This window comes from Citricoccus muralis (genome assembly GCF_029637705.1).
Taxonomy (GTDB): Bacteria; Actinomycetota; Actinomycetes; order Actinomycetales; family Micrococcaceae; genus CmP2.
The window spans coordinates 1371790-1384611 of record NZ_CP121252.1; the positions used below are offsets into that span (position 1 = coordinate 1371790).

Consider the following 12822-nt stretch of genomic DNA (forward strand, 5'->3'; position numbering starts at 1 on the left):
ACCGGACCAGGGAGGAACCCCACGATGCAGCTGACCATCATCGGAGCCTCGGGCTCGTTCCCCGGCCCGGGCTCACCCGCCTCCTGCTATCTGGTGACCGCGGAGGGTGTTGACACCGACGGGGTGACGCCGAAAACGTGGCGGGTGCTGTTGGATTTGGGTAACGGCGCCCTGGGTACGCTGCAGCGCTACATGATGTTGCCCGACATCGACGCTATCGCGCTGAGCCACCTGCACCCGGACCACTTCATGGACCTGTGCGGGTTGCATGTCGCGGTGCGCTGGGATCCGGAAGGCTGGAAGGGCATTCACATTCCCGTGTTCGGTCCCACCGGCACCGCCGATCGACTGGCCACCGCCTACGGGCTTGACCCGGACCCGGGCATGCACCCGGACTTCGACTTCCAGACCTGGACGCCCAGGGAGCCGGTGACCGTGGGGCCGCTGACCATCACCCCCTACCCGGTGCGCCATCCCATCGAGGAAGCTTTCGCCCTGCGCGTGGAGGCCGTGGAACCGGGAGAGCCCGGAGTGAGGGGAGAGGCTGCAGACCAGCACACCACCACGGTGTTGACTTACTCCGGTGACACCGATACCTGCGACGGACTGGTGGAGGCCGCCCGCGACGCCGACCTGTTCCTCTGCGAGGCTGGCTTCCACGAGGGGCGCGACGACGCCATCGACGGCGTGCACTTGACCGGTAAACGCGCCGGGGCCACCGCCACCGAGGCCGGGGTACGCCGCCTGCTGCTCACCCACCTGCCGGTGTGGAACGACCCGATGGCCACCGCCGTCGAAGCCCGCGAGACCTTCGCCGGCGACCTCGCCGTCGCCGTCTCCGGTGTAACCTACCGGGTGTGAGTCCGCCGCTCGCGGACCGCCCCACCCAGAACCACGAGGAGAGATCCCGAACCATGAGCACCGCCGTCACCCGCGCCGATGGGCGCGCCCTCGACCAGTTGCGGCCCGTCACCATCACCCCCGGCTGGTCCGAGCCGGCCGAAGGGTCCGCGCTAATCGAATTCGGTTCCACCAAGGTGCTGTGCACGGCCTCCTTCACCGAGGGCGTGCCCCGGTGGCTCAAGGGCCAGGGCACCGGCTGGGTCACCGCCGAGTACGCGATGCTGCCGCGCGCCACGAATTCCCGAAACCAGCGCGAATCCGTCAAGGGCAAACTCGGTGGACGCACCCACGAAATCTCCCGACTGATCGGGCGCTCCCTGCGTGCCGTCATCGACACCGCTAAACTCGGCGAAAACACCATCGTGTTGGACTGCGATGTGCTCCAGGCCGACGGCGGCACCCGCACCGCCGCCATCACCGGTGCCTACGTCGCATTGGCGCAGTCGCTGGACTGGGCGCGCTCGCGGGGCATCGTGCCCGCCGCTGTTAATCCGCTCTCCGGTTCGGTGGCGGCTATCTCGGTGGGCATCATCGACGGCGCCGTCATGCTCGATCTGCCCTACGAGGAAGACTCGCGCGCCGAAACCGACATGAACGTGGTCACCACGGGCACCGGCGAGTTCATTGAGGTCCAGGGCACCGCCGAAGGTGCACCCTTCCGCCGTGCCGAGCTCGATGGACTGCTCGACCTGGCTATACAGGGCACCGCTGAACTGACCCGGCTCCAGAACGAAGCCCTCGCCCAGGCCGGAGTGAGCCTATGACCACGGGCGCACCCGAACCGAAAGTCGTCCTCGCCACCACCAACCAGGGCAAGCTGCGCGAGCTGCGGGAGCTGCTGCGCGGGTCCGTGTCCGGGCTCGACGTTGACACCCAGGTCATCGACGCCGCCACCGCCGGGGCGCCCGACGTCGTCGAGGACGGAGTGACCTTCGAGGCCAACGCCCTCAAGAAAGCTCACGCCGTCGCCCAGCACACCGGGCTGATCTCCGTTGCCGATGATTCCGGTCTCGCCGTCGAGGTGCTCGGCGGAGCCCCCGGGATCTTCTCCGCCCGCTGGTCCGGACGACACGGGGACGACACCGCGAACCTCCAGCTCCTCTTGGCCCAGCTCGGGGACGTGCCCGATGCGCACCGCGCTGCCGCTTTCGTCTGTGCTGCCGCGCTGGCCACCCCGGACGGCGCCGAGCACGTGGAGCGGGGTTACCTGAACGGCAGCCTGCTGCGGGCGCCCCAGGGCGAGGGCGGCTTCGGCTACGACCCGATCCTGCAGCCCGAGGGCATGGACCGCTCCTGCGCCGAGCTGAGCTCAGCGGAGAAGAACGCCATCTCTCACCGCGGCCACGCCTTCCGAGCCCTGTTGCCCCATCTGATCGAGGTGCTCTGAGCGGTGCGCCTCACCCAGGTTCCTGGACTGGATTTCACCGCCATCGACTTCGAAACCGCCAACGGTTTCCGCGGTTCACCGTGTGCGGTCGGCGTGGTGCGCGTGCGCGACGGACTCGCCGCCGAGACCGCCTCGTGGCTGATGCGCCCACCCGCCGGTTTTGACCGCTTCGACCCGCGCAATGTGCGTATCCACGGGATCACTGAAGACCAGGTGGCCGACCAGCCGCGCTTCGGAGAGATGTTCGCCGAGCTACAGGATTTTATTGGCGACGACGCCGTGGTCGCCCATAACGCCGGTTTCGACGTCGGCGTCATCGAATCCGCCCTCGAGGTTTCTGGTGTGGATGTGCCCGAAATGCACTTCGGTTGCTCCCTGATGCTGGCCCGCAAGTCCTACTCCCTGACCTCCTACGCGCTGCCGTCGGCCTCCGCAGAGGCTGGGTTCACCCTAGACCACCATCACGACGCGCTCGCCGACGCCCAGGCTTGCGCTGCCATTGTTCAGGACATTGGGCGCCGCCAGACCACCGACGAGACGACGCAGGTCCCCGCTGCAGGTCATCGCGACCTGGCGACCGTGCTGAGTGCCGCGGGGCTGTCGCTGCGGACCCTGGCCGCCCATCCCGCCGGTCAGAACGAATCGCGGCCCACCATTCAGGCTCGGGGAATGTCCGACTACTTCGATGCCACCGTGGCTCTGCCCCGGGGCACCCGGCTCCCGGATCTGATGCGCTGGCCCGATGAGGGCACCAACCCGCAACCCAACCCCGATGCCGACCCTGCACACCCACTCCACGGTCAGCTGGTCGTGTTCACGGGCAACTTGGGCATGCCGCGTCAGGAAGCCAAGCACAAAGTGGCCCACTATGGTGCGAGCACCGCGAACCGGGTCACGGCCGCCACCACGGTGCTGGTCGTCGGTGACGGCTTCCGCCCCGAGCACCTGCACAGCACCGGTGCGTCGCGAGGGACCAGCAAGGCGATCGGTCACCGCAAAATGCGCGACGCCCTGGCCCGGCGGGACCGCGGCCAGCAGCTGAGCATCCTCTCCGAGCCCGAGCTGCTGCAGATGCTGGACATGAACTGGCCGGCCGCCTCCGCCGTCTAGGTGATCGACGCCACCCAGCGTTCAACGGCTACTGACACGAGATCCGGGGCTGCGGGGCCTTCGACGATGATCGGTTCCCGCCCCCGAGCGGCGCGCAGCTGGCGCACGAGCACTGACACACTCTCCGGTTCTTCCGGGTGATCTTCGAGACGCTCTTCACCGACAGCAGAGGCATACGCGGCTGCGGCCAGCACCACGGGAGCGCTGGAACCGACCAGTTCGTCGGGCCAGGCCACAGCATCCAGGTCTGACGTTGTCTGTGCCTTCTCGAGCGCCGTCGTCAGTAGCGCACGCACCGGCGCGGCCGGCTCTGCCTCCAGCACATCCACCGCCCGGTGGACGGCGTGTACCAGTGCGTCGGTGCTGTCACCGTCGTGAGCGGAATACAGCAGGTCGGCTATGATCACCGCCGCCGCACAGGACGCCTCCCACGCCGCAGGCTCGCCCTGCGTCAGGGCTGCTCCTTGACGCGCCAGCGAGACGATCAGGTGATCTTCCAGCCCGGGGACCAGCGCATAGATCGCGCTGCGGGACAATGCTCGAGGTCCGTCGTCTCCGGGGTGGGCCGGATCGCGCAGGGTCGGCATCTGATCCGAATCCAGCGCCCGCAGATTCCGCTCCGCGTCTCCGCCGAAGACGGTCTCCAGCACCGATTGCTCGTCGATCCACCGCGGCGGCACCGGGGGAGCACCGTCCGGCAACGTCCCCCGCTGGGCCCGCCACCAGCGCAGTCCACCCAACCAGACACAGGCAGTCGGGTCGGATTCATACCCCTGATTCGCCCACTCGATCCATTCCAGCAGCCCGTCGAAGAAGTACACGCTCAACCCGCTATCTGTTTCCGCACTGGCCCGCAAGAGCATTTCGGCGCGGACGGCAAAGCCTTCGGGCAGGGGAGCAGGGTGCGAAGATTCGGTCATATCCCCAGCCTAGTTGCGTGGTCTCGTTATCGTGTCCTTGGCGTGCCTAAGCTGGAGGCATGCGTCTGTTGCACACCTCCGACTGGCACCTCGGCCGATCCTTCCACGGCACCGGCATGCTGGAGACCCAACGCGAATTCATCGCCGCCCTCATCGACACCATCCGCACCGAACAGATCGACGTGCTGCTGATCAGCGGGGACGTCTACGACCGTGCCTTGCCCGCCTCCGACGCCGTCGAGGTCTTCGACGACGCCCTGGCCCGGATCCGGGAGGCCGGAGCGATCGTCGTCATCACCTCGGGCAATCACGATTCCGCCACCCGCCTGGGTTTCGGCGGCCGGTTGATGGATGCGGCCGGGGTGCACGTGCGCACCCGGGCCGACACGGTACAGGACCCGGTCAGCGTGGTTATTGACGGGGTGACGACGCTGATCTACGGGATCCCCTATCTGGAACCGCGGCTGATCAGCACCTCCTGGCAAACCCCCTCCCACCACACCGGGGTGCTCACCGAGGCGATGACCCGCATCCGGGCTGATCTGGAGCAACAACAGTCCGCACGCGGACCTCTCACCAGCATCGTGATGGCTCACGTTTTCGCCGCCGGCGCCTCCGGCAGCGATTCCGAGCGCGCCATCGGCGCCGAGCAGATGCAGGGCGGGCTCGGACAGGTCGCCGCCTCGGTGTTCGACGGAGTGGACTACGTCGCGCTGGGGCATCTCCACGGGCGTCAGAGCATCACCGAGACGGTGCGTTACTCCGGCTCCCCGCTGCGCTACTCCTTCTCCGAGGCGCGCCAGGCGAAAGGCGGATGGATCCTCACCATCGGCACCGAAGGAATCGAGAGCATCGACCCGGTGCAGTGGCCCGTGGGCCGGGCGCTGAAGGTGCTGGAATCGGACATCGAGGATCTGCTGCACAACCTGGCCTACGCCGACGCCGAGGACGCCTGGTGCCAGATCACCGTCACCGACGCCGAGCGCCCACCTCAGGCCTACACCCGGCTGAAGCAACGCTTCCCGGGGTTGCTGAATTTCATCCTCGCCCCGCGCGGACCCCGGCCGACGGTCGCCTCCTATGCGCAGAAACTCGACGACGCTGTCTCCGATGTGCAGATGTGCACCGATTTCGTGGAGCACGTACGCACGCGGCCCGCCTCCGAGGCGGAGACCGCGCTCCTCACCGAGGCCCTGGAACACGGCCGCATCCAGGAAGCGGAGGCCCGCCGATGAGACTACACCGACTGGAAATCCAAGCCATCGGTCCCTTCGCCGAACGCGAGACCATCGATTTCGCCGACCTCGATCAGGCCGGGCTGTTCCTGCTCGACGGCCCCACCGGAGCCGGTAAATCCACCGTGTTGGCCTCCATCTGCTACGCCCTTTACGGCTCCGTGCCCGGCCAGCGAAAACTGGACTCCCTACACTCCACCCTGGCCGCCCCCGGCACCCGTCCCGAGGTGTTGCTGGAGGTCACCGTCTCCCAGCGCCGCTTCGAGATCCTGCGTTGGCCGGCTCATCAGCGCCCCGCCAAGCGCAAACGCACAGGGTCTGACGGCACCACCACCGAACAGGCCGGGGTGCACCTGCGCGAATGGGTCGACGGCGACTGGATAGAGCGGTCTCGCCGCAACGACGAGACCGGGCACCTGCTCTCCGAAGTGCTGGGACTCACCGCCGAGCAATTCATGAGGGTCGTGCTGTTGCCGCAGGGCGAGTTCGCCGCGTTTTTGAATGCCGGGTCGAAAGATCGCGAAACCCTGCTACGCAAGCTCTTCGACACGCAGCGCTTCGATGCTGTGGAGGAGTGGTTGCGTGAGCAGGCACGGGCCCACGGCGAGAAAGTACAGCGCGACTCCGAAACCCTAGACGAGATCCGCCAGCGCCTGCGCGTCGCCGTCGCCGAACTGATCAATGACGAAGGCGACACCACCGACGGCGGCGAGTCTGATGATGCGGCGGCGCCCCAGGCCGAGGCCGCTCTACATGTTGAAGCATTGACCGATGACGCACTGTTGGAGCAGGTGGAATCAGCCTTGCGCCTGAGCGTCGACCTGGCTGAGGCAGCACAGGTACAGGCGAAGCAGCGCAGCACCGCCGCCCGCCAGCGGCTCGATGCGTTGACCACGCGCCGACGCACCCAGCAGGCCGCCCAGGCCTGGCAGCATCGCCAGCAACGCCACCTAGAATCCAACGAGGCGGTCGACCAATGTCGGCAACGACTACAGCGCCACACAGCAGCCCAGAAGGTGCTGGAGGCGGCCGCTGCAGCGCAACGTGCCACCGAGCAGCGCAAGCACCTGCAGGAATCGACGAACGATCTCAACCAGCGCCTGGACGCGACGCCTGAGGTGATGGCGTGGAACCCCGACACGTCCACCGAGCAATCGCCAACCAGTCGTTGGCGCGAAGCTCTTGCCGCGGGATACCGGCAGCAGCAGCGCCTGGAACAGGCACGCACCGACCAGCAAAAACTGCTCCGCCTACGCAGCCGTAGCGAGACCGTCCGAAAAGACATTGAGGCGCGAGAAGCCGGCTGCGAAAAAACCCAGGAGTCCATGACCGCACTCACCTCCGAGCGCCAACAGCACGAAGAACACCTGGAGAAGTTGGATGCGGCATCGGTCTCGCTGGAGCACTTGCGAGAAGAAAAGAATCGTGCCGACGACATCGCCCAAGCGGCCCGGCGTGCCGCCGCGGAAGCCACGAAGCTGACCGAAAAGGAAGAGCAGCTGCGTGCTGTGATTGATCGCGCTCAGGCGGCGACACAGACCTGGCAAGACCTGGTGCAGCAGCGCCTGGACCGTGCGGCTTCACTGTTGGCTGTGGAGCTCATGGACGACCAGCCCTGCGCGGTGTGCGGTTCGCCGGAGCACCCGGCACCTGCGTCTACCGCAGAGCTGGAACAAATCTCTCCGGAGAAGCTTCAAGAAGCCGAAGGTCTGCGCGACGCCGCGCTCCGGGAACGCACCACCGCCGAGGAAGCCGTTGGCACGGTGCGTGCCCGACGTGATACCGCCCAGGCGCAGGCCGGTGGCCTCTCGGTGGCACAGGCCGATGCGCAGGTCGTCACCGTCCAGGAGAAAATCACGGCGGCTGAAGCCACGCAACGTCAACGCCGCGAGATCGATGAATTGCGCCAACACGTGGTGCAGAAAATCGAATCCGCTCAAGCTCGACTCACTGCGGATCGGGAGAAGCTGGCCGGTGAGCGCAGCACGCTCGAAGCACTCACCGAAGAAACCACCGCGCTGGCAAATCAGGTCACGCCAGAGGATCAGCAGCTCACGGATGACGACTGGCAGTCGCGTCAGTCTGCGGTTGCGGACCGCATCGCAGAAATCGAGGGGCTGATCGAAGCGCTACAACAACTCGAGCACGCCAGAGAGACTGAGGATGAATCCCGGCGCCGCCTAGAAGCCCAACTGTCCGCAGGTATCGACCCCGAGGATTCCGACAGCCAGGGATTCGACGACGTCGACCAGGCCCGAGCCGCTGCCCTGACCACTCAGGAGGCGACCGCCGATCAACAGCAGCTGGAGGCCTGGCGTAACGAAGCGGCCGCCCTGGCTGAGCTAGCCGAACAGCCCGATGTGGTGGCCGGTCGGGCGAGCCTGGAACGCGACGAGCCAGCACCGACAGACGAAGATCTAGCCCAGGCCGCCACAACACTAGAAGTGGCCGAACACGAACTGTCCGAGGCCGCCACCGAACTCGGCTCGGTGCGGACCACCCGCGACCAGCACCGCGAGGAGATGGACCGGATGCGCGGGATTGTGGAGCGCTCCGCCGATCAGCTGGCCCGATTCCGAGAAATCGACGAGCTGCTGAAGCTGGTGCGTGGCGAGGGCGAAAACTCCTACAAGATGCGGCTGGGCAGCTACGTGCTGGCCGGGCGCTTGGAGAAAGTCGCGCTGGCTGCCTCGGAACGGCTGGCGGGCATGACCCAGGGACGCTACACCATTGAGCACGACGACACGGCGGTGTCCGGGCGTCGGGCCGGGCTTGATTTGCGCATCCGCGACCACGTCAATGACACGCTGCGCCACCCCAGCACCCTCTCCGGTGGGGAGGGTTTCATGGCGTCCCTGGCGTTGGCCCTGGGCCTGGCCGATACGGTGCAGGCCGAGGCTGGTGGTATCACCATGGACACCCTCTTCGTGGATGAGGGTTTCGGTTCGCTGGACGCCCAGACCCTGGAACAGGTCATGGAGGTGCTTGACGGGCTACAGGCCTCCGGGCGCACTATCGGGCTGGTGAGCCATGTGGAAGCGATGAAGCACCAGATCGCTCACCGCGTGGAGGTGTCCTTGACCGGCGGCGGCTCCCACCTCACCGTGGTGGGGCCGCCACTGGCCTAAGCCGGACGGTTCAGCCGCGTCAGTTCAGCTGCAGGGCCGCATCGGTAGCCTGAGTGACCTCATCCAGCAGGGTTGGGTCATCGTTGAGTTTGCGCCCGTAGGACGGGACGATTTCGCGCAGCTTGGCCTCCCAGCCGCCGATCTTGGCGGGGAAGCAGCGCTCCAGCAGGCCGAGCATGATCGGTGCGGCCGTCGAAGCGCCGGGGGAGGCGCCCAGCAGGCCGGCAATGGAACCGTCGGCAGCGCTGACCACCTCGGTACCGAACTGCAGAATGCCGCCCTTCTTCGGGTCCTTCTTCATCACCTGGACGCGCTGTCCGGCGGTGATGAGCTCCCAATCCGAGCCCTCGGCCTTGGGGAAGAAATCGCGCATGGTGTCGATCTTCTTCTCCCGGGTCTTGGCCACCTCAGAAACCAGGTACTTCACCAGACCCAGGTTGTCCTTGGCCACGTTGAGCATGGGCAGCAGGTTGTGCGTGCGCACCGACAGCGGCAGATCCAGGAACGAACCGGTCTTCAGGAAGTTGGTGGAGAAGCCAGCGTAGGGTCCGAACATCAGGGAGCGCCTGCCATCGACGAAACGGGTATCCAGGTGCGGCACCGACATGGGCGGGGCACCCACCGAAGCTTGGCCGTAGACCTTGGCATGGTGCTGGTTGATGATCTCCTCGTTGGTGCACCGCAAGAACTGTCCGGACACGGGGAACCCTCCGAAGCCCTTGGCCTCCGAAATGCCGGACGCCTGGAGCAGATGCAGGGCGCCACCGCCGGCGCCAATGAAGACGAATCGGGCGCGAGCGGTGAAGGAGGAACCGGCAGCCTTGCTCTTCACGGAAAGATCCCAGCGACCGTCGGAGCCACGGGAAAGCCCGGTCACCTTGTGCCCGAACTTCACATCCACCCCGTGATCGGTCAGGTGGGTGGTGAGCTGACGAGTCAGCGAACCAAAGTCGACGTCGGTGCCGCCGGCGAAACGTGAAGCGGCCAGGCGCTTGCCGTCGTGGCGGCCGTCGATCAACAGCGGCGCCCAGCCGCGGATCGTCTCCGGATCCTCGGTGTGCTCCATAGTCTGGAACAGCGGCTGTGGGCTCATCGCCTCGTAGCGGGCCTTCAGGTAGTCGGCGTGATCATCGCCCCACACGAAGCTCATGTGCGGTAGCGGGTTGATGAAGGTCTTGGGATCCTGGAGCACACCGTTGTTGACCAGGTGGCTCCAGAACTGGCGTGTCACGTGGTACTGCTCGTTGATGCCGATCGCCTTGCTCGGATCCACGGTGCCGTCGGCGTTCTGCGGGGCGTAGTTGAGCTCACACAGGGCGGCGTGGCCAGTACCGGCGTTGTTCCAGGGATCAGAGGATTCCTGACCGGCCTGATTGAGGTTCTCGTACAGTGCGATCGACCAGGTGGGCTCCAGCTCGGCGAGCAGCGTGCCCAATGTGGCCGACATGATGCCACCTCCCACGAGAACGACGTCGTACATCGGGGAGTCGGTTTGCTGTGGCACGTTCACATCTCCTGATCAGTGATTCCAGTTCGCGGGCACATCGAGCATGGCGACGGGCCGCCTTCATCCCAAACTCTACTACTCGAGACCGGCCAAGAATGACCAGCGACATCTACGACGACAGTTGCACACGGGCGAAATGCTCATCCAAGACCGGCGAGATCGGGTAGTAGTTCACGCTCGGCCCGGTGGCCAGCGCGGAAATCGGGAAGGCCAACGGGAGGGCGGGCAGATCCGTGGCAATGGAGCGGGTGATCGCATCGATGAGGCCCTGACGTGCGGTGCCATCGGTGGCCGTTCGGGCCCGGGCCAGCCGGTTCTCGACCGTCGGGTTGGTGTAGCCGAACTCACCAGACGCCGTGTCGAAAATCGAGGTCAGTACGTGCAAGGGATCGCGGTACGTGCAATTGCGCCCCAACAAATGGAAAGCCCGCGATGACGAGGAGCTACCGCCCGCCCGGGAGACATGGGCGAGGTAGCCGTCATCCCACGGCACCGGATCCGGCACGATGCGCAGTCCGATGCTCGCCATATCTTCGCTGATCAAGGCGAAAACCCGCTGAGGGTCTGCCAGATAAGGCCGAGACGCATCCACCGGGTAGGTGAACACGAGGTCCTCGCCGTCGTAACCGGAGACCTCTAGTTCGCGGGCGGCCTCGGCAAGGTTGTAGTCGTAGCGTTGCATCCCCTCCGGGGCGGCCGCCAGCGCCGGCGGAATGAAATGGTGCGCCGCGGAGCTACCCGAGAGCATGGTCTGCTCCACCAACAGGGACCGATTCACCGACAGGGCAACCGCGCGCCGGACCCGAAGCGAGGACAGCACAGGATGCTGCAGATTGAATCCGAGGTACAGCACCGAGAGCGGATCGCGCTGTAGCACTTGGGCCCCCGATTGAACCAGGGCACGCAGGGAACCAGGATCCACGGTGTCGAAAAGATCCAACTGGCCGGTCCGCAGCCCGATGAGACGCTCCTGAGCTGCGGACGCCGCCACCAATTCCACGACGTCGGGGCTGGAGTCCTCATCGGTATTCGGTGCGTCGGCGGAACCGGATGACCCGGCGGCGGAGCTGCCGGTGGCGTTTCGGTCGCGCACCAGGCGCACCGTACCGGCGGGGACCTCGTCGTTGTCCAGACGATAGGCGCCGGTGCCTGCCAGCGCCACCAGGGTTCCGGATGCTCCTCGGGCCGCGTCAGAAGCGGCCCAGGAATCGGGGGAGGTGATGGCGAAGGCAGGATCGGTGAGGGCCCGCACCACACCGAAGACCGGTGCGGTGAACACGAGCCGCACCGTGATTTCATCCTCGGCGACCGCTTCCTCGAAAACACAGCCTGGCTCGCCCAGGAACCCCCCGAACACGGTGGCGAAACTCAGCGGCAACCGGTGCTGTAGGGCAGAGGGTCCCACACGTTCCGGTGTGGTGGCCCAGCGATCTACATTGGCCACCACCACCTCGGCGGTCAGCTGTGTGCCATCGTGGAACACCACATCATCGCGTAGCTCGAAGGTCACCTCGCGGTGATTGCGTGAAGCCTCCCAATCGGTGGCGAGCCCGGGAATTGGGTCACCGGTGTCCAAATCCACATCTACGAGATTGTCGTACATCTGCCGCATCACCCGGTGGCTCTCCACATCGGTGGCCAGCGAGGGATCCAAGGTCAAAGGGGAAGCCGGGACACCCAGACGTAAAGTACGCCCCGCTGATGTCGAGCCGGATGCAGACGTCGAGTCGGCGACAAGAGACGCGGGCCGGGGTTCCCATCGGGGTAGCCCGTTCAGAGAGCCGATCAGGGTAGCGGCGCCGAAACCCGCCAAGGAACCGAGGAAAGAACGTCGGCTCACGGCCATGGCGGTCCTTTCACAGCGGTCTTGAGGGTAGGGCCATCACTCGAGTGCGGGCGGAGGGACTTGAACCCTCACGTCGTAAGACACTGGAACCTAAATCCAGCGCGTCTGCCAATTCCGCCACGCCCGCATTGATCCACCCGCACACCCGGAACCGGGCGCGGCGGATCGGAGACCATCCTACATCAGAGGCAGGGTGCTCAGTCGGAGCTCAGACCCAGATCGCGGCGCAGCTTCGCCACGTGCCCGGTGGCTTTCACGTTGTACTGGGCCAACTCCACCGTGCCGGACGCGTCCACCACGATGGTGGAGCGGATCAGGCCCTCGTACACCCGGCCGTAGTTCTTCTTCTCGCCCCAGGCCCCGTACTGCTCGGAAACGGCATGATCGGCATCGGAAAGCAACGGGAAGGTGAGCTGTTCCTTTTCGGCGAAATTCGCCAGCTTCTTCTGCCCATCCGGAGAAACACCGAGCACGGCGAAACCCTCGGACGCGAAGGCGGCGATGTTGTCGCGAAAATCACAGGCTTGCTTGGTGCATCCCGGCGTGGAAGCGGCCGGGTAGAAGTAGACGATCACGCGCTGACCGGCATAATCGGCCAGCGAAACCTCCTCGCCCTGCTGGTTCGTCAGTGTGAAGGCGGGGGCAGTATCGCCGGGGGACAGGCGTGCCGGGTGAGTCTCAGTCATGGCAACACTGTGGCACCTGGTGCCGGACGCTGGCAACCAGACGTCGGCAGATGTCACCGCGGACACGCGCATCCAGCTGGGTCGATTAGGCTGAAAGGCG

General features: G+C 66.0%; 10 protein-coding genes and 1 tRNA gene. 6 read left to right on the forward strand and 5 right to left on the reverse strand.

Annotated elements, in window-relative coordinates:
• Positions 1–24: 24 nt before the first annotated feature.
• Genes P8192_RS06290 through P8192_RS06305 form a run of 4 tightly spaced genes read left to right on the forward strand, consistent with a single transcriptional unit; the run spans position 25 to position 3400 of the window.
• The gene (locus tag P8192_RS06290) at positions 25–861 is read left to right on the forward strand and encodes an MBL fold metallo-hydrolase (protein ID WP_278159408.1); all 837 of its coding nucleotides are present in this window, start codon (positions 25–27) and stop codon (positions 859–861) included.
• A 53-nt stretch (positions 862–914) separates the two neighbouring features.
• Complete coding sequence (rph, locus tag P8192_RS06295; protein WP_270105572.1) at positions 915–1667, forward strand: ribonuclease PH; 753 nt, start codon at positions 915–917, stop codon at positions 1665–1667.
• A complete protein-coding gene (gene rdgB, locus P8192_RS06300) occupies positions 1664–2290 on the forward strand; it encodes an RdgB/HAM1 family non-canonical purine NTP pyrophosphatase (protein WP_278159411.1) in 627 nt (208 codons plus the stop codon). The genes rph and rdgB overlap by 4 nt, the downstream gene beginning before the upstream one ends.
• 3 nt (positions 2291–2293) lie before the next feature.
• On the forward strand, positions 2294–3400 hold the full coding sequence (locus P8192_RS06305) for an exonuclease domain-containing protein (protein WP_278159413.1): 1107 nt from the start codon (positions 2294–2296) through the stop codon (positions 3398–3400).
• Here P8192_RS06305 and P8192_RS06310 read toward each other — a convergent pair.
• Positions 3397–4320 (reverse strand): ADP-ribosylglycohydrolase family protein, encoded by a 924-nt coding sequence (locus P8192_RS06310; protein ID WP_278159415.1) that lies wholly within the window; start codon positions 4318–4320, stop codon positions 3397–3399. The genes P8192_RS06305 and P8192_RS06310 overlap by 4 nt on opposite strands.
• A gap of 59 nt (positions 4321–4379) precedes the next feature.
• On the opposite strand from P8192_RS06310, the gene P8192_RS06315 reads away from it, so the two are divergent.
• A complete protein-coding gene (locus P8192_RS06315; RefSeq protein WP_278159416.1) occupies positions 4380–5555 on the forward strand; it encodes an exonuclease SbcCD subunit D in 1176 nt (391 codons plus the stop codon).
• Positions 5552–8683, forward strand: coding sequence for an AAA family ATPase (locus P8192_RS06320; RefSeq protein ID WP_278159418.1), 3132 nt, complete (start codon positions 5552–5554; stop codon positions 8681–8683). The genes P8192_RS06315 and P8192_RS06320 overlap by 4 nt, the downstream gene beginning before the upstream one ends.
• A 19-nt stretch (positions 8684–8702) precedes the next feature.
• On the opposite strand, the gene P8192_RS06325 is transcribed toward P8192_RS06320, so the two are convergent.
• The 4 genes from P8192_RS06325 to bcp form a co-directional block, all read right to left on the reverse strand.
• The gene (locus tag P8192_RS06325) at positions 8703–10187 is read right to left on the reverse strand and encodes a malate:quinone oxidoreductase (protein WP_278159419.1); all 1485 of its coding nucleotides are present in this window, start codon (positions 10185–10187) and stop codon (positions 8703–8705) included.
• 112 nt (positions 10188–10299) lie between these two features.
• Complete coding sequence (locus P8192_RS06330) at positions 10300–11850, reverse strand: ABC transporter substrate-binding protein (protein WP_278159421.1); 1551 nt, start codon at positions 11848–11850, stop codon at positions 10300–10302.
• 231 nt (positions 11851–12081) lie between these two features.
• A tRNA-Leu gene (locus P8192_RS06335) sits at positions 12082–12163 on the reverse strand.
• A gap of 70 nt (positions 12164–12233) precedes the next feature.
• Positions 12234–12722, reverse strand: coding sequence for a thioredoxin-dependent thiol peroxidase (gene bcp / locus P8192_RS06340; RefSeq protein WP_278159423.1), 489 nt, complete (start codon positions 12720–12722; stop codon positions 12234–12236).
• Between the last annotated feature and the right edge of the window lie 100 nt (positions 12723–12822).